At 31.8% G+C, this 19,008-nt stretch carries 11 protein-coding genes; 4 read left to right on the top strand and 7 right to left on the bottom strand.

All coding sequences use genetic code 11. From position 1 onward, the window contains the following. Window positions 1–139: 139 nt before the first annotated feature. Window positions 140–4,477 carry a PolC-type DNA polymerase III gene (locus O3802_RS07165; protein ID WP_371458919.1) on the bottom strand — a complete coding sequence of 1,446 codons (4,338 nt, stop codon included), beginning with the start codon at window positions 4,475–4,477 and terminating at the stop codon, window positions 140–142. Window positions 4,478–4,601: 124 nt separating this feature from the next. Continuing rightward, on the bottom strand, window positions 4,602–6,302 hold the full coding sequence (locus tag O3802_RS07170; RefSeq protein WP_371458920.1) for a proline--tRNA ligase: 1,701 nt from the start codon (window positions 6,300–6,302) through the stop codon (window positions 4,602–4,604). Between the two features lie 231 nt (window positions 6,303–6,533). Between O3802_RS07170 and recU the strand changes: the two genes are divergently transcribed. The 3 genes from recU (at window position 6,534) to O3802_RS07185 (ending at window position 11,558) form a co-directional block, all read left to right on the top strand. Further along, window positions 6,534–7,115: a Holliday junction resolvase RecU gene (gene recU / locus O3802_RS07175; RefSeq protein WP_371458921.1), complete on the top strand. Its 582-nt coding sequence runs from the start codon at window positions 6,534–6,536 to the stop codon at window positions 7,113–7,115. Continuing rightward, a complete protein-coding gene (locus tag O3802_RS07180; RefSeq protein ID WP_371458922.1) occupies window positions 7,112–9,274 on the top strand; it encodes a transglycosylase domain-containing protein in 2,163 nt (720 codons plus the stop codon). The genes recU and O3802_RS07180 overlap by 4 nt, the downstream gene beginning before the upstream one ends. A 145-nt stretch (window positions 9,275–9,419) precedes the next feature. Beyond that, window positions 9,420–11,558, top strand: coding sequence for a cation:proton antiporter (locus O3802_RS07185; RefSeq protein ID WP_371458923.1), 2,139 nt, complete (start codon window positions 9,420–9,422; stop codon window positions 11,556–11,558). A gap of 46 nt (window positions 11,559–11,604) precedes the next feature. On the opposite strand, the gene O3802_RS07190 is transcribed toward O3802_RS07185, so the two are convergent. From O3802_RS07190 to gshAB, 5 genes are all read right to left on the bottom strand, one after another. Beyond that, a complete protein-coding gene (locus O3802_RS07190) occupies window positions 11,605–11,973 on the bottom strand; it encodes a DUF956 family protein (protein WP_371458924.1) in 369 nt (122 codons plus the stop codon). A 102-nt stretch (window positions 11,974–12,075) separates the two neighbouring features. Beyond that, window positions 12,076–12,999 (bottom strand): PTS system mannose/fructose/sorbose family transporter subunit IID, encoded by a 924-nt coding sequence (locus tag O3802_RS07195; protein WP_004632811.1) that lies wholly within the window; start codon window positions 12,997–12,999, stop codon window positions 12,076–12,078. Between the two features lie 16 nt (window positions 13,000–13,015). Then, window positions 13,016–13,825, bottom strand: a complete 810-nt coding sequence (locus O3802_RS07200) for a mannose/fructose/sorbose family PTS transporter subunit IIC (RefSeq protein ID WP_371458925.1) — start codon at window positions 13,823–13,825, stop codon at window positions 13,016–13,018. Window positions 13,826–13,854: 29 nt separating this feature from the next. Beyond that, complete coding sequence (locus tag O3802_RS07205; protein WP_004632815.1) at window positions 13,855–14,838, bottom strand: mannose/fructose/sorbose PTS transporter subunit IIA; 984 nt, start codon at window positions 14,836–14,838, stop codon at window positions 13,855–13,857. A 377-nt stretch (window positions 14,839–15,215) separates the two neighbouring features. Further along, entirely contained in the window at window positions 15,216–17,468 is a 2,253-nt protein-coding gene (gshAB, locus tag O3802_RS07210; RefSeq protein ID WP_371458926.1) for a bifunctional glutamate--cysteine ligase GshA/glutathione synthetase GshB, read from the bottom strand. A gap of 187 nt (window positions 17,469–17,655) precedes the next feature. Here gshAB and O3802_RS07215 point away from each other — a divergent pair, with 187 nt between their 5' ends. After that, a complete protein-coding gene (locus O3802_RS07215) occupies window positions 17,656–18,951 on the top strand; it encodes a cytidine deaminase (protein WP_371458927.1) in 1,296 nt (431 codons plus the stop codon). Window positions 18,952–19,008: the final 57 nt, after the last annotated feature.

Consider the following 19,008-nt stretch of genomic DNA (forward strand, 5'->3'; position numbering starts at 1 on the left):
AGTTTTACTTTATATTTATAGTGGAGTTACAGAGAAAATATATTTATACTTTATTAACATTATTTATAATTCTACTAAATAAATCTTTGCTTTCGGTAACTCTCTTATGCAATTATAAATTTATAAAACTATATTTTTATTATAATTCATCAAAAAATGATAATTGCGCTCTTTCTGGTAATCCTTTTAGCGTCCCCATTTCTCTTAAATACTCAACAACTGTTGAAGATACACTACCTCGTTTAGAAAAGTCTTCAATAGATAAAAATGGTTTTTCCAAACGAGCTTGAACTATTTTTTTCGCGACGTTGTCACCAAGTCCTGGTACTATTGAGAATGGAGGAATCAACATATTACCTTCCATTATATAATCATGACTTGCTGATTTTTCTAAATCAACTTTAGAAAATGTGAATCCTCTCTCCATCATTTCATTTGCTATCTCATAGCTGACTAAAGCATCCTTATCTTTGGCTGTTAATTCATTTTTATCTGTTGTTTTTATTTCTTCTATTTTAGCTTTTAAGCTCTTTTCACCTTTTACAACCGTGATAATATCAAAATCACTTGCCCTAACGCTATAGTACGAACAATAATAAGTTAGTGGTTGATGAACTTTAAACCATGCAATACGTAATGCCATAAGTACATAAGCACAGGCATGAGCTTTAGGGAACATGTATTTAATCTTTTTACAAGAATCTATATACCAAGCTGGCACATCATTTTCTTTCATTGCCGCTTCAAAATCTTCTGTAAGACCCTTACCTTTACGAACACTTTCCATTATCGTAAAAGCTAGCCCTTCTTCCAAGCCTGCATGAATCAAATAAACCATAATATCATCACGACATCCAATAACATCTTTTAATTCACATGTTCCATTACGAATTAATTCTTGTGCATTTCCTAACCAAACATCTGTACCATGAGATAATCCTGAAATTTGGACTAGCTCTGAGTACGTTGTTGGCTTTGTATCATCTAACATTTGAATTACAAAGTTTGTTCCAAATTCTGGAATACCGAAAGTTCCACTCGCTGAGTTAACTTGTTCTCTTGTAACACCCAACGCCTCTACTCCAGAAAATATTCCCATAACTTCTGGATCTGATACATCGATTGTTTTTGGGTTTATACCTGATAAATCTTGAAGCTTTCTAATCATCGTCGGATCATCGTGACCAAGTATATCAAACTTCAAAATGTTATCATGAATCGAATGGAAGTCAAAGTGAGTAGTTCTCCACGAACTTGTTTCATCATCTGCAGGATATTGATAAGGTGTGAAATCAAAAATATCCATATCATTAGGCACAACTAAGATTCCCCCTGGGTGCTGACCAGTAGTTCTCTTAGCTCCCTCACATCCTGCTGCAATACGCTCCAAGTCAATATTCCTTTTTTCTATCTCATTCTTTTCATAATAGTCACGCGTAAATGAATATGCAGTTTTTTCAGCAACAGTAGCAATTGTTCCCGCACGATATACATAATCTTCACCAAAAATCTCTTTTGTAAAATTATGTGCTGTTGCTTGATATTCTCCAGAGAAGTTAAGATCAATATCTGGAACTTTGTCCCCATTAAATCCTAAGAAAGTTTCAAATGGAATATCTTGTCCATCTTTTGTCATTTTGACATCACAATGCGGACAATTTTTATTAGGTAGGTCAAATCCCGAAGCGTATTCTGCATTTAAGAAAAATTCGCTATGTTTACACTTAGGACAAACGTAGTGTGGGGCTAATGGATTCACTTCCGTAATTTCCATCATTGTTGCTACTAATGAAGAACCAACAGATCCCCTTGATCCTACTAAATATCCATCATCAAGAGATTTTTTTACAAGTTTATGTGAAATAAGATAAACAACCGAAAATCCATTACCTATTATTGAGGTTAACTCTTTTTCTAGACGTTTTTCAACGATTTCGGGTAACTCTTCTCCGTATATTTTGTGTGCCATACTATAACTTAGATTTCTAACTTCATCAGCAGCTCCTTCTATATTTGGAGTATAAAGTTTATCTTTAAGTGGCACAACTAATTCTATTTTATCAGATATTTTATGAGTATTTTCTATTACAATCTCTTCACGAAGTTCTTTATCTAAAAATGAAAATTCTTCTAGCATTTCTTCTGTTGTTAAAAATGTTGCCATCGGTTTAATATCACGCGCACCTGGATTATTCTTAACAGAAAGGCGTAAAATTTGACGATAAACATGTTGATATTCATCTAAATAATAACAATCACCTGTTGCCACTACTATTTTACCTTTTTTCTTTGAAAGACTTATTAGTTTTTTCAAAATAATTTCTAATTCAGTCTTATCAGCTATTCTTTCATTCGTAATAAAACCTTCATAGTGATTCATAGGCTGGATTTCTATATAATCGTAGAAGTCTATAATACTTTCCACCTTGTCTTCTTTTGAATTTAATAATTCTTCGAAAACTTCATTTTCGCTATTACCACTCCCGATTAGTAAATCTTGACGATACTGTTCAAGAAGACTGCGCGGAATTGTCGGCTTTCCTGATGATAAATATTCTGTACAACTATACGAAACTAACCTAAATAAATCTTTTAACCCTTTGGCATTTTTCACCAAAATAGAACAAGGGAATGTTCGTGATCTTTTATGTGCAAATTTCAAATCTATTTTGTTATCAATCTCGTTATGATATTCAATACCTAATGCATAAAGTTGATTCAGCATTTTTATGAAAATTTCGGCTGTTGCTTTAGTATCATAAATCGCTCTGTGGTGTTGAACTAAGCGTACTTTATACATTTTTGCCAAATTACTAAGTCCATGTCGTTTAGCTTCTTTATTTTCCGCTCTTGAAATAAATAGCGTATCAATACTAGCATTATTTTTATTTTCTAAACCTAAGCGTTCAAAACTCTTGTCTATAAATCCTAAGTCAAATTTTGCATTGTGGGCAACAAGAATATCATCTTCGTCCAACCAATTATAAAAATCGGTCATTACTTCTTTTTCAACAGGAGCATCTCGTACATCATCATCCGTGATGCTCGTAAGTCGTGTAATTAATTCTGAAATTGGTCGTTCGGGATTAATATAACTTTCAAAACTATCAATTTCTGCTCCATTTTTTACTTTTATAGCGGCAATCTCTATTAGTCTATCGCGTTCAGCTGATAATCCTGTTGTCTCAACGTCAAATACTACATAAGTAGCCTCTCTTAGTTTTAATTTTTTAGGATTAGTTGTTGCTGTAATACTATCATCCATTATGAATGCATTAAGCCCATAAATAGGTTTTATATCTTTTCCTTTCGAACCTAAACAAATCTCTGGATATGCTTGAACACCATAAGTATCTGTAAAAGCAATTGCCTCATGCCCCCAAGCTAGAGCACGAGCCAAATAATCTTTTGCTGTAGATATCCCTTCCAATTGACTCATTTTCGTATGAGTATTTAGCTCTATTCTTTTCTTTCCAGAATAATTATCCTTTTTCTCCTCTTTAGCTACGACCTCGATAGCTTTAGGTTCAATAATTGTATCTCGAAGATAAGGATCATTACTAACTGTTCCATGAACTTTTATCCATTGGCCTTTTTTAAGAGCTTTAACAAGTTCTATTAATTCATTACGACGTTTGTTTTGAAATTTAGGGTTTGGATTATTTCCAAATAATCTAAGAAGGATAGAATCACTATAATCTGTAAGTTTTAATCGATATTGAGTAGACCCATTTCTATGAACTATTTCTTCTGTTCCAAATATCTGAGCCATTATTACAACATCACCAGCATATCCTACTATATCTTTTATTTCAACTATATCTTCATCTCGTATTTCTTTTCCATAACGATTTCCACCATTTTTAAATACATTACTTTCTGATTCTTTGATATTCTTTTTAATTTCTTTTTTAGATTCTTCCAATTTTGTTATCTCTTTGCTTATTTTCTCTTCTTGATTTTCGAGAACAGCATTTAAATCTGTCTTTGTGAAAATTGGGTTGATATCTTTTAAATTAATCCCCAAATTAATATAACTATTTAAAATTTGTAATTTTTTTTCATTTATAAAATTATTCCAAATAGATGGCGCCATAATATCAAGAGATAAGATATTATCCTTAATATCAATCTTGCTAAATAAAATACTCTCCAACAATACTGGAGCTAGCTCAGAAAAATTCTCTAATATTACAAATTTCCAATACTCTTTTATTTCCTCAATAGATACTTCTTTCTCAATATTTAAACAATATTTGATAAGGTACTCACCTTGAAAACTTTCTCTTAGTTTTTGAATAAATAGTGCAAATACCTCTGAAGAAGGTAGGCTTTTCCCACTAAAATTAAAAGTCCACGTTTTATTTTTATTATCTTTTTCTATATTATCTAAAGAAAAATTAGTAAAATTCTCTCTTACCAATTGTTCTTCTAATTCAAGAGTTGCTACTAATAGAGAAAAATGTTTATTACTCATAATTCCTCCTAATTTATTTTAATACTATTACAAAATACATATTCTATTATACTATAAAATACCGACTAAAAATAGGTTTAATTAAAACTTATTTTAGTCGGTATTTTATTTATATTGTTATTTTCTATTTATAAAATTGTTCTACCTTAGATAATACTTCTGTGATTGGTGCATCAACTTTTTCTAAAGTTTTTCTCTCCTTAACTTCGACAATTCCATCAGCAGCTTTCTTACCTACAACAACTTGAAGAGGAATACCAATTAAATCAGCATCATTAAATTTAACTCCTGCACGTTCTGCACGATCATCATAAAGAACCTCATATCCTGCATCTGTTAATTGCTTGTATAATTCTTCACTTTGTTTAACTTGTTCTTCTTTCTTAACATCAACACATACTAAATGAACTTGGTATGGAGCTACTTCTTTTGGCCAAATAATACCTTTATCATCACTATGTTGCTCAATAATTGCCGAAATACAACGAGTTACTCCGATTCCATAGCAGCCCATATAAAAATGATTAGCACGGCCGTTTGCATCTAAGAATGTGATATCCATGGCTTCTGAATATCCTTTCCCAAGTTCGAATACTTGTCCTACTTCAATTCCTTTAGCAAATTTAACTGGTCCTGACAAGTCTTCTGCTAAATCTCCTTCTTCAATCATGCGAAGATCATAATGAGCATCAATTTCATAGTCACCAGGGTTTACATTAATGTAGTGATATCCTTTTTTGTTAGCTCCACAACTGTGATTATACATATATTTAATCGCATTGTCTCCGATTACTTTACAATTTTTAATACCAAATGGACCCATATAACCTACAACACTTCCCATAACTTCTTCAATTTCTTGTTCAGTTGCCATTTCAACTTCAGAAGTTCCAGTTGCTTTCATGAATTTAATATCATTAAGTTGGTCATTACCACGCATAAGAACTAGATAAAATTCTCCATCAGCTTTTAGAGCTAATGCTTTCATCGCACGATTAACTTCAACTCCACAGTATGCTGCAATATCATCAATTGTTTGTTGATCTGGAGTTTCAAGAAGTTCACGTTCTTTTTTCTCAAATCCTGAAGGCATTGTGTAGTTTTGTTCTACTACCGCAGCTGTTTCTATGTTAGCCGCGTAATCACTCTCTTCAGTATAAACGATTGTATCTTCTCCAACCTCTGCTAAAGCCTGGAATTCATGAGTATAACTACCACCAATATTTCCTGAATCAGCTTTTACAGCTCGATATTTTAATCCAAATCTATCAAAAATATTACTATAGGCCTGATAATATTCATTATATGATTTTCTCATTCCTTCTGGAGATTCATCAAAAGTATAAGCGTCTTTCATAATAAATTCTTTTGTACGTAATAAGCCCAATCTTGGACGAATTTCATCTCGAAATTTTGTTTGGAATTGAAATAGATTAACTGGAAGTTGCTTATATGATGTAATCATATTATTGACTGCTTGACAAATAAGTTCTTCTGCTGTTGGACTTAATGCATAAGCAGCCCCTTTTCGATCAGTAACTCGCATAAGTTCATCACCCATTTTATACCAACGACCAGATTTTTTCCAATATTCCTCCGATTGTAAGACCGGCATAAGTAATTCTGATGCTCCAATTTTTTCATGTTCTTCTCTTATTATTTTTTCAATATTTCTTAATACTTTAGTTGCTAAGGGAAGGAAAGTATATACTCCCGCAGATACCTGCTTCACCATCCCCGCCTTAATAAGCAACTTATGACTAATTGCCTCTGCAGAGGATGGTACTTCTCTTGTTGTTGGAATAAACGTTCTTGATTGTCTCATAACAATACCACCTCTCATTTTTAAAATTACTCTTATTATAACATAAAATCATTCTTTTTAAAAAATATTTATTTTTAATAGATATACCTTACTACTCCCTATTTTCCTACCGTTCATTAGAAAATATTTATATATAATCAAGATAAAATTATTAATTTTAATAATAACTATTTTAAATTTAGTTCATAATATAGTATAATGTTATAGATAACTTCTCAATTGGAGGGATATATGTTTAATTATCCTAATAAAAAAAATAAATTTGTTCAAAAAACTAACTATGCTAATCGAGGGATGGAACTTGAGGATGATATAAATTTTGCGAACAAATATTACTTAAATAATGATATTGCAGTTATTCACAAAAAACCTATTCCAATTCAAATAGTGGAAGTCAGCTATCCCAATAGAGAAAGTGCTATGATAACAAAAGCATTTTATAAAGTTCCTTCCACAACTGACTATAATGGTTTATGGTTTGGAAAATATATTGATTTCGAAGCAAAAGAAACCAATTCTACTACTTCATTTTCACTTAGCAACATCCATAAGCATCAAATTGAACATATGGATAAGATTTTAAATCAAGGTGGTATTACATTTATTATTGTTCGATTTAAAAAGAGTAATAGAACATTTATTTTGCCATTTAAGAAGTTTTTACACTATAAAAATAGAGCAGAAAATGGTGGTAGAAAATCAATCAAAATTACAGAATTTGAAGATACTGCGTTCGAATTATCATTTAATTACAAAGTAAGATTAGATTATTTAGATGTTATAAAAAATAATGAAAGTGAGTTTCTGATATGAAAACTTTGTTTAAATATATAAGTTCAATATTTTTTACGATATGTTTCATTTTGTTTTTTGTGGTACTTGGTTTCTTAGCGATTCAGCTTAAAGGTATTCCTGATATTACAAAAGCAACTCTTCAAGATCCATTATCGTCAGAAATATATGATAAAAACTTAAACTTAATCGCAACCGTTGGGGCGGAAAAGCGCGATTATGTATCTATATCTGATGTGCCAGATGGTATTAAAGATGCTGTTTTGTCAGTTGAGGATTCACGATTTTATTCTCATATAGGTATTGATCCAAAACGTTTAGCTAAGGCTGTTCTTGTAAACTTGCGTTCTAACTCTGCACGTGAGGGGGCTAGTACAATAACTCAACAAGTTATCAAACACTCTCTTCTTACTTCAGAAAAAACAATGGAAAGAAAAATTCAAGAAGCATATTTATCATTAAAATTAGAAAATAAATATTCTAAAGATGATATTTTGGAAATGTATCTAAATAAGATTTACTACTCAGATGGTCAATACGGTATAAAAACTGCTTCTAAATACTTTTATAATAAGGAGCTTAATGAACTTACTGTTCCTCAATTAGCCCTTCTTGCAGGCATACCTCAACAACCAATTCAGTACAATCCTTACGATTATCCTGAACAAGCTAAAGACCGTCGTGATACCGTTTTATACGCTATGTTAAACAACGATAAAATCACAGAAGAAGAGTACAATGAATATGTCAAGACTCCTATTACTGATGGTTTAATAAAAAAATCAAAAGAGGACAGAGCAAATCAACATACATATAATCCTAAATATGCAGCTTATATTGATGAAATAACAAAAGAACTAAAACAAAATAAAAACTTTGAAAATGTGAGCGATCCTTTATCACTTGGATTAAAAATTTATACAAACTTGAATTCTGAATTACAAATTTATGTTCAAGATATGCTTGATAACCAACGCTCTCCTATGAAGCCTCATGCCTCTCAAGCAGCAATAACAGTTCTTAATACTAAAACTGGCCTTATTGAAGCCATTGGTGGAGGAAAAAATTACAAAGCTGGAGGATACAATTACGCTGTTGATGCAAAAGTACAACCTGGATCTGCAATCAAGCCTTTGATTGACTATGCACCTGGAATAGAGTATTATGGTTGGGATTCTCAAACAACATTTTCTGATAGCCCATATCAAATTTCCGGAACTAACTTCTTTATTCAAAACTGGGATAGATTATACCATGGTAACGTACCTATGAGTAGAGCCTTAGCTTGGTCATATAACGTTCCGGCTGTCCGTGCTTTTGAAACAGTAGGATATGAACGTGCTAAACACTTTGCCAAAAAAATAGGAATTCCAGTTACTAAAGATGAACCAACTACTGCAATCGGAGGTAATGTTGATGGAGTTTCTCCACTGCAAATGGCTGCAGCTTTTGCAAGTTTTGGAAATAAAGGTTATTACAATAAGCCTTCTACTATTGTTAAAGTATTTAATGCTAATAGAAAAGAACTTCCTAGTATGCGTGACAATGCTGTAAAAGCTATGTCAGAAGAAACAGCTTATCTTATGACTAATATTCTAAAAGGTGTACTTACTAACAATGGTATTTCTCCTAATGGTAAAGTAGCAAACTTTGATATGGCTGGTAAATCAGGTTCAACTACTTTCGATGATAGTGCGCAAAGAATGTATGGAATAGACGTGATAAATTCAACAAAAGATAGTTGGATGGTAGGTTATACAACTGAATATACCGTCTCCGTATGGCAAGGAGCTGACGTAGTTGATTCTGCAGCAAAAGCACTTTCTTCTAATCAGGCACAAACGACACAGGTTATAATGGCAGATGTTATGAAAAAAGCATCTGATAACAAAGCTCCAGCTGCTTTTGAAAAACCATCTGGAATAGCAACAAAAGATGGGGTAGAATATGCTAAAGATAGAAATACAGAAACAGATTATATGTATGCCGGAACAGAAAAAGATGCTGTTTATCAAGCAACATTAGCAACCCGCCAACGTGATAATCGTTCTGCATTAACTACAATGTTTGACTCGTTAATAAACTCTACAAGAAATAATAATGACAATAACGGTAATAGCACCTCTCAAAATAGAAATTCTAGTATAGCTACTCCTAATAAAAATAGTCGACGACGATAAATAACTAAAAATCGTAGAACGTTTTTGTTCTACGATTTTTTTATTAAGCACCTAATCTAAAAAATAATTATTTTACTTGAAAGTTATTTTTTTTATTGGTAAAATTATACAGGTCTAAATAGTTAAACTACTAAAGGAGATTTTTATGGGAATTTTATTTACTATAGCTATATTTATCGTTCTAGTTATTGCTGGATCATTTATTAATAGGTATATTCCGCGCATTCCAGCAGCTCTTTTTCAAGTCATGCTTGGTTTTTTTATAACTTATTTACCTATACCTCTTCATTTTGAATTTGAATCCGAAGCATTTATGGCTCTTGTTATTGCTCCATTATTGTTTACCGATGCATATAAAGCATCACGTAGTGAACTTTGGGTCTATAAACGTCCTATTGTATATATGTCTGTTGGTCTTGTTATTGCAACTGTTTTAGTTGTTGGATCGTTTATTAACTTTATAATTCCATCTATTTCACTTGGAGCATCATTTGCTCTTGCTGCAATTCTTTCACCTACCGATGCTGTTGCGGTTAAATCTATTACAAAAGGTATGAAGCTACCAAAAGGTCTTATGGCAATCTTAGAAGGTGAATCGCTTCTTAATGATGCTGCTGGAATTGTTTCATTTAAAATCGCTCTTGCCGCAATTATTACCGGGACATTTTCTTTCGCTAATGCTTCAAAAGAATTTTTTATAGCAGCTATTGGTGGAATGTTTCTTGGTATTATTTTAGGTCTAGTTACTATTTCTTTAAAATCACTAAATAGAAAATTTTTGAATTCTGAACCCACAATTCTAGTTATTACTCAAGTAATATTGCCTATATTAGTTTATTTCGCTGCTGAAAAATTCCACTTATCTGGGATTATAGCTGTTGTATTTACTGGTATTCTTCTTAACTTTGAAAAATATTTATTCCAAGGAGAATCACTTAATAATCAAGGAGTAGTATCAATAAATTACAACCAAGACACTGTAAGTTATATTCTCAATGGTTTTGTATTTGTATTTTTAGGATATTTATTACCCGATATCTTCTCTAATATGATGAAATTCCCTGACTTGGACATTAAAACTGGTTTACTTTATGTAGCACTTATAACTATTGCACTGATTATATCAAGATTTATCTTTGTTTATCTATTTTACTTAAGTTTTCAACCACATACATTCAACACTTCTAATAAAATAATAGAATTTTTAAAAACGAAAAAATTAGATATTGGAAACTATAGTAGATTTGAATATGCTCTTATAAGCTCTTTATGTGGTATTCATGGTACTGTTACACTAGCCACAGCCCTTATGATACCATTAACACTGGAAAGCACAGGCCAACCCTTTCCACTGCGTGACGCTATTTTATTTATTGCAAGCGGAGTTGTTCTTTTAAGCATGATTATTGGGACTATTTTCCTTCCTATCACCATAAAAAAAGAAGAAAATGAAGAAATTTTCCTAAATAATGCTCGCAGCAAAATCCTTGGTGAAGTTATTGACGAATTACAAACCAAATACTACAATAATCTAAATACTACACCTAATCGTATGGGCTATGCTATTGCAATAAAAAAACTACAAGAACAACAAATTTATTTTTGTAATGATGAAAAAAGATTAGTTCATTATAGTAAAAAACTTGTTGCTCTTATTGAGAAGGAAGAACAGAAGAAAATTAATGAAATATTAATTGAATATGAAAATAATCGCCATTTGCGGCATATTCTAGAGGTAAGAAAATGGAGGTTAAAAAAACTTCTTACTTACTCTGTCTTTAAACAATTATTCATTACACTAAAACTAAGTATATTAGAAGGAAAATTCAGACGTCTTCTTGTTCTTTTGAACTTAGCAACCGATGATATGTCAAGCTCTACTGCTAATCAACATAGGATTGAAAAACACCTAAGAAATAGATTAAAAACTAATGTAGAGCTAAGACAACAAATTAAGGAGTTTAGACATAGTATCCCTGATATAATTGATTCCCTAACCTATAACGCTATTGATATTATTGAAAATCAAAAAACAAAAGAAAATAGCCTTGTTATAGATTTTTTAAAAAATATTTATGATAACTTTGATTATACACTATATAATGCCCCGTCTAATTCATATGTAGAAGAAAGTAGAAAATTTGAAACTGAGGCAATAGCTATGCAAAAAGAAAAAATTAATAACCTAAAAATACAGAAAAAAATCTCACATCATGAAGCTGATACTCTACTTCGTGATTTGAACCACAATGAAGCACTGCTGTATGCAAATATAGAAGAATAAAAAAATTGGTTAAGCTATGATTTTTATCATGAAGCTTAACCAATTTTTATTTATTTCTTTTGAATAATTTTTTTAATGAGAACAGAGGTTTGTTACGTACTATATTGTCATTCCCGACAAAAGTTCTCATCTCTTTAAGGCATTTACCTGCATTTTTGACAATAAAATTAAAACTTCCCGAATTTTTTGTATCAATAAAAAATCCTCTTATATACCTATCCCTAAAAAACATTTGCGCACGAACACGCCCAATTTCCTTCCATGGAATTTGGATATAGTCTTCTGGATTTCTATGATTATAAAATTCAAAAGCCTTATCTCCGACCATAATATCTCCATGTTTATTCCCAATAGAACCTGTCATACTATTTGCCTTTGTTGTATAAATTACTTTAGTATTCATTGATTTTACCACTATAACACCTCCTTATGCTAATTGCTTCTCATAGTTTATTATACTATATATTTTTTAATTAAAAAAGTAAGCTGGAACTTTTGCTCCAGCTTACAAAGATTATTACATTATTCCTGCTACACGAGCTAAAATACCTAGTGCAAATAATCCAAAGATAATAAGTACTGGGCTTACTTTACGTTTTAATAACCACATACATACGAATGTTAATAGTAACGCTGCAAAACCAGGAATAAGTTGATTTAAGTTATCTTGTAATGTTGTAACTTTTTCCGGTGACAATGAGAATTTACCACTTGCTGCTTTTGTTACAATATCTTGTAATACTCCACCTGTAACGTGTTCTTTTTCGCCTGGGAAGTGAATATACGCTTCATCAGCTAATTGAACTTTAGAGATTACCATTGGGAAGCTAATATTAGTCCAACGTTGAACTAAAATACCCATTACGAACATACCAAGAATTGATGCCCCTTTAGTAATTTTTTGTAAGATACCACCTGAAAGGTCGCTTGTAATTTCTGCTCCTTTTTTGTATCCAAGTTCTTGTGTATACCATAAGAATCCAATACGGATTGCATTCCATGCGATAAAGAAGAATAATGGAGCAATAATAGAACCACCTGTTGCAAGAGATGCTGCGATAGCTCCTAAGATTGGACGTACTGTAAACCAGAATACTGGGTCACCAATACCTGCTAAAGGTCCCATCATACCAACTTTAACCCCTTGGATTGCTGAATCATCAATATCAGCTCCGTTTGCTTTATCTTCCTCAAGAGCAAGTGTTACTCCTAAGATTGGTGCCGCAATATATGGGTGTGTGTTAAAGAACTCTAAGTGACGTTTTAGAGCTGCTGTTGCATCTTCTTTATTTGGATATAATTTTTTCAATGCTGGGATTAAAGAATAAGCCCAACCACCATTTTGCATACGTTCATAGTTCCATGAACCTTGAAGGAACTGAGAACGCAACATAACACTACGACGATCTTTTTTACTTAATGTAATTTTTTTCTCTGACATTTCTAGTTCCTCCTTATTAATAGTTGTTTAAGATGTCCCCTAGTGGGTCACCTGATGAAGAATTTCCGCTTCCTCCACCTTTGTTATTGTCTGAAAGGTTTAAGTATACGATTGCGATTACTAATCCAATGATACCAGTTGCAATTAGTGTAAGTTCTTTTAATGGTGCTAATGCAAATCCTAAGAAGAAGAAAGGCCATACTTCTTTAGTTGCCATTAAATTAATTACCATTGCGAAACCTACCGCAACTACCATTCCACCACCAACTGTCATACCGCCAGTAAACCATGCTGGTAATAATCCTAATCCTTTTTGAACTGCTTCTGAAGGAATATACATTAATAATCCTGCTGGAATAGCAATACGTAATCCTTGGGCAGCAAGTGCCACATAGTGCCAGAATTCTACTCCACGGAAATTCCCTTTTTCTGCCGCACGGTCAGCTTGGTGAACGATAACTACTGATAAAGTACGAACCACCATAGTAAGTACTAATCCTACTGTTGCAAGTGTAATAGCCGCTGCAATAGCGATATTACGTCCTTCTAAAGAGAAGTCTCCTGCTTTTACGAAAATAATAGCTGATGCAACTGATGCAAGTGCTGCGTCAGGAGCAACGGCTGCCCCAATATTAGCCCATCCAAGTGCTAATAATTGTAGAGCTCCACCTAAAATAATACATTCTGTTAAGCGTCCTGTTGCTAATCCAACTAAAGAACAAGCAATAATTGGTTGGTGGAATTGGAATTGGTCTAAGATACCTTCCATCCCTGCTAAGAAAGCAACAACAAGGACTAAAACGACTGATAGAATACTAAAATCCATTGTGTCCTCCTAATTTAAATACTATTTAATTATAATTTTAAACCTTCGCTAGCTTTAGCTTCAATAAGTTTAAATAAATCTGATGGTGAATCATTAGACACTTTTCTTACATCAAATTTAACACCTAAATCACGAAGTTTTTTATATGTTTCAACGTCATCTTGATCTACTGATAATACATTGTTGATTTGAACTTTTCCAACAGAGTGTGCCATAGAACCAACATTAAGTTCTGGAATTTCCACTCCTTTTTCAATAACTGCAAGAGCATCTTGTGGTGTTTCAAATAATAATAATGCTTTTGTATCACCAAAACGTGGATCATTATAAACTTCTACAAGTTTATTTAATGGAATTACGTGAGCACGTACTCCTGGAGGAGCTGCTTGCTCAATAAGTTTTTTACGTAATTCATCTTTTGATACTGTATCAGAAACTACAATAATTCTGTTTGGCTGTGTTGCTTTTGTCCAGTTAGTAGCAACTTGCCCATGTAGTAGACGTGTATCAATACGTGCTAATACAAATTTAATTTTCCCGTCTCCTAAAACTGTTCCTTCAGGGATAGTTCCTTGAGGTGCAGCTTGCGCTACTACTGGAGCAGCTGCTTCTGGCTGAAGTTCTTCTGGACGAACTTTCACCCCATCGATAGCTGTTGCAGTAATTGCCTTAGCTATTTCATGTGCAGTTGTCATAGTGAAACGACTTGCGTACGCTTCAATTAACATTGGTAAGTTAAGTCCTGCTACAATAGCTCTTTTCTCTGGAGCTTCTTCGAATAATTTATTCGCTTGGTTGAACGGACTTCCACCCCAAAGATCTACAAGGAAAAGAATTTCTTCAGATTCTACTTTAGCAATAGCTTCTTGAAGTTTTCTTTGCAAGTCTTCTGGTCCCTCACTCGGCATAAATACAACTGATTCTACTTTTTCTTGTTCTCCAAAAATCATAGTTCCAGACTGTTTAATACCAGCTGCAAATTCACCGTGACTTGCGATGATAATTCCTACCATCTTAGTACCTCCTTTATAATAATAAAAAATATTTAATATGACGTGTATACCTTTTGCATACTACTCGATTATATCATTTAATACTACGTTTGTAAATGTTTGTATTTTTTAAATAGAAACATTGAATACGATTTCTTGTGTTGCTTTCTTTCGTTTTAAATATATTTATACTTACATCTTTATATAAAAAGCTTATTTAGGTATATTTTCATCATTATTATTACTATTTCTCATTGTTCATTATACTTCTTTATATTTAATAATTTTTCTTAAGAAAATAATATTTACATTTTTTCAAAATATAAAAATTCAGATATGAGTTTTTCTACTCATATCTGAATATAATAGCACTATTTGATATAGATAATTATAATTTTTTAAAATTTTTCAGGAAAAAGCATTTTTAATATATCCAATGATAATCTTCTACTTTTTCCTTGATGTGGATAAATATGCATCATCATCATAGGATTAAAGTTTGCTTCTATTACCCCATAATTTTCTCTAGTTATCTCTTCTTTAATGTCAGGAATTATTAAATCAACTCCACAAACTTTTGCCATCATAGCATCCGTTATCTTAACAGCGAGTTCTTTATAGCTTTGGTGAACTTCATCTGTCATATCAATAGAATCTCCTCCTGTACTTATATTAGAGTTTTCTCGAAGATATGCTATCTCTCCATTTCTTAGAACTGTCTCAAAACTAAAACCTTGCTCTCTTAATTGTAATTTTTCTATCTCACCTAATTCTATTTTTTTTAATGGTGTTTTTTTAGCATCACCTCGAAGAGGGTTTTTATTTTTCATTTCAACCAATTCTCTAATTGTATGTTGTCCATCTCCTTTTACATTAGCTGGAACTCTTAAAAGAACTGCACGAGTCTTTCCTTCTACAACAAAAAATCTATACTCGGTTCCTTTTATAAATTCTTCAATTAATATATCTTTATCTTCTTTTAAAGCAAATTTAACAGCGTTAGAATAATCATCTAAAGATGAAGTTCCATGTTTAAAGATAGAAATACCTAATCCAAAATTTGTACTTTTAGGTTTTATCACTATTGGTTTACTTTTTACATAATTAAATATTTGTACAGCCTCCTCTAAGTTTGAAATTTCATAGCCTTTCGGAACTCTAAAACCTTGTTCATCTAATATTTTTTTTATAACAACTTTATTTTCCATTATTAATGGCGAAATATAACTATCTCTGCTCGTCATATTTCCATTTTTTACATATTCCACCTTACCTTTGTACTCTAGGCGAAGGAATTGATCGTTCTCATCTATTACTTGAACTTTTAACCCCGTTTTTATCGCATCCTCTATTACAGCTTGTGTAGAAAGTTCCATATTAGCATAGGCATTTAATGAATAATTTTCTTTTAATGCTTCTTTTTTATATTGTTTAGCTAACTCCATACCTACAGTAACACTATTAGTTTTTTGATATCTTTCTATTAGTTGAGCTGCAATAGTTAGCGATGGGTTCTTAAGCTCATTCTCTTTTTCTTCAATAAGCTGTTTGTCACATTCTGGTAAATGAAGTTCTTCAACCAATTCTTTCATTTGCTTAAGAATCCACAATCCTTCTTCTAAATATTCTGATTGCGATAATGGATGAGATAATGCTGTTTTTTCACTATATTCATAACCTATCTTTTGAGAATTATTTCTATCAGCTTCTTCTATCCAAACTAAAGTTTTTAAAAATAAATGGATAAATCTTACATCTTTTTCCAAAATACCAAATGGTGCAAAAGGATTTAAGTCAAACAGCCTAAATTCGATATATTTAATACCTTTTTCAGAGAATTTAGCTACAGTATCCTCTCCTCTAAATCTTACACTAGAATAAAACTCTTTTTCTGCAATAAGCTTTTTATTCTTTACATATCCTGTTAAATCTTTTGTATAATCTTCCAAACTATTATACGAGACAACAATATCCTGTTCATTTACATAACCATATTGGCTCGTTCTCAAACTACGAACAAAGTCACCAGGCTTCTTATTATCTGAAAAATACTTAGACTCCGCCATAGGTGACGCTCCATATAAATAGACTAATAACCATTGGTAACGAAGAAATTGTCTGGCAAGTTTCATATAAACACTATTTTTCATCTCAACTAAAGACACACCTGTTACTTCAGAAATTTTTTCCATAAATCCATCATCCAATTGAAAATTATAGTGAATACCAGAGACCATTTGCTTGTATTTGCCATACTTTTCTACAAGATATTCCCTATATCTTATATCCCATTCATTAGCAAATTGTGCTACTTGTATATCTTCTTCTTTCGGCAAAATACTAGGTATACTTAGTGGCCAAATATATTCATCTTCTGGAAGATTTTTTAATACAACCTCATGAATTACATTCAAAATTCTCACAACATCTTTTTCACTATTTTCCGGTGTTGTAATCAACTCTAGTTGTGATTCTGCAAAATCGGTCTGAATATATGGATGTTCATGTCTATGACCAAAAACTTTTGGATGGGGAGTTTTTGATATAGTTCCATCTTTAAGAACCCTTTGCCCCTCTTTTTCTAAACCAATCTTTACTTTAGAAAATAATTCTTCTAAATTATTTCCTCTAATAATTTCTTTTATTTTCATACTATATCACTTTCTATAAATAATCTAACTACTCTTTATATTATCACAAAACTTTTAATTATAATAGAAATTAATCTCTAAGTAAATATTTCCAATTACTCTTACAATAAATCTATTGTTATGATATAATCTAATTACACATTATGAAAGGAGATAGGAATGGCTATTATCATTTCTAATACAATATATGATAAAATTAATTGCTAGCGATATGGATGGAACACTGCTAGATAATGAACATAGAATTTCTCAAGAAAATGTTGACTTAATAAACTACGCTCAAGAAAATAATATTATATTTATAGTCGCTACGGGGCGCGCTTACTATGAGGCTCTTCCTTCATTAAATGAAAAAAATATAGATTGTGATGTCATTAGTTTTAATGGTGGTATGGTTTATGATAAAAATGGTAACCTTATTAGTATAACTCCAATCGTGCTAAAGGATTTATACTACACTACATCTGTACTTAAAGGCTTAGATATAAACTTTCAACTATATACAAAAAATACTATTTATACAAACAGTATAGAGACTGATATTCAAGGTTATGCTGATTTAATTAGAGCTACAGGTCAAACACCTAACATCGAGTATCTACGAAAGGTAGCGGATGAAAAACTAAAAGCAGGCCACGTTACTGAAGTAAATGATATTGAATTATTCTTCAATAAAAAAGATAACCCACCTATTAAAGTTATAGGAATTTCTAACGACTTAAAAAAACTAAAAAAAGCAAAAGAATTATTAGCAGATAATACAAATATAACTGTAACCTCATCTGGGCCAAACAACATAGAAATTATGGATAAAAATGCTACAAAAGGGCATGCTCTTAAACAAATATCTGAGATATACAATATACCACTCGATAATATACTTGCTATAGGCGATAATCTTAACGATAAATCAATGCTTAAACTAGTAAAATATAGCGTTGCCATGGAGAATGCTGTTCCTGAGTTAAAAAAAATATCAAGATACATTACTGATAAGCCAAATTCAGAAAGTGGTGTTGCTGATACAGTAACGAAAATTCTACAAGAAGAAAATATACATCTTCATAAAGATATAAATACAAAATTAATTGAAGCCGCTATTGAGGCCACTAATTTTGCTTATGTTCCTTATTCTAACTTCAAAGTTGGAGCTGCTATCTTAGCTGATAATGGAAAAATATACACAGGTTGTAATATAGAAAATGCTAGTTACTCCCCTACTAACTGCGCTGAGCGTACAGCTATATTTAAAGCAGTAAGTGAAGGTGTGACAAAATTCAAGAAAATAGCAGTAGTAGGTGGTCCAAATGGTAATCTAGAAAATTATTGCCCACCATGTGGAGTATGTCGTCAAGTAATAGCTGAATTTGCTGATAGTGACTTCGAGCTAATATTAGGGACAAGTAACAATTCATATGAAGTTTACAACTTCTTCAAAGAGGTACTTCCACTTAGCTTTACTGCTAAAGAACTTAATAAATAGAAAAAACCTGAACATAGAATATATGTTCAGGTTTTTACTTTAATCATAATAAAAAAG

Source organism: Gemella sp. 27098_8_92 (assembly GCF_041433685.1).
GTDB lineage: Bacteria > Bacillota > Bacilli > Staphylococcales > Gemellaceae > Gemella.

Bases quoted from the DNA above. Each gene is read 5' to 3' on its own strand.
- gshAB (WP_371458926.1), bottom strand. From the start codon at position 17,468: ATGAAAATAAAAGAAATTATTAGAGGAAATAATTTAGAAGAATTATTT.
- O3802_RS07165 (WP_371458919.1), bottom strand. From the start codon at position 4,477: ATGAGTAATAAACATTTTTCTCTATTAGTAGCAACTCTTGAATTAGAA.
- O3802_RS07215 (WP_371458927.1), top strand. From the start codon at position 17,656: ATGATAAAATTAATTGCTAGCGATATGGATGGAACACTGCTAGATAAT.
- O3802_RS07195 (WP_004632811.1), bottom strand. From the start codon at position 12,999: ATGTCAGAGAAAAAAATTACATTAAGTAAAAAAGATCGTCGTAGTGTT.
- O3802_RS07200 (WP_371458925.1), bottom strand. From the start codon at position 13,825: ATGGATTTTAGTATTCTATCAGTCGTTTTAGTCCTTGTTGTTGCTTTC.
- O3802_RS07180 (WP_371458922.1), top strand. From the start codon at position 7,112: ATGAAAACTTTGTTTAAATATATAAGTTCAATATTTTTTACGATATGT.
- recU (WP_371458921.1), top strand. From the start codon at position 6,534: ATGTTTAATTATCCTAATAAAAAAAATAAATTTGTTCAAAAAACTAAC.
- O3802_RS07170 (WP_371458920.1), bottom strand. From the start codon at position 6,302: ATGAGACAATCAAGAACGTTTATTCCAACAACAAGAGAAGTACCATCC.
- O3802_RS07185 (WP_371458923.1), top strand. From the start codon at position 9,420: ATGGGAATTTTATTTACTATAGCTATATTTATCGTTCTAGTTATTGCT.
- O3802_RS07205 (WP_004632815.1), bottom strand. From the start codon at position 14,838: ATGGTAGGAATTATCATCGCAAGTCACGGTGAATTTGCAGCTGGTATT.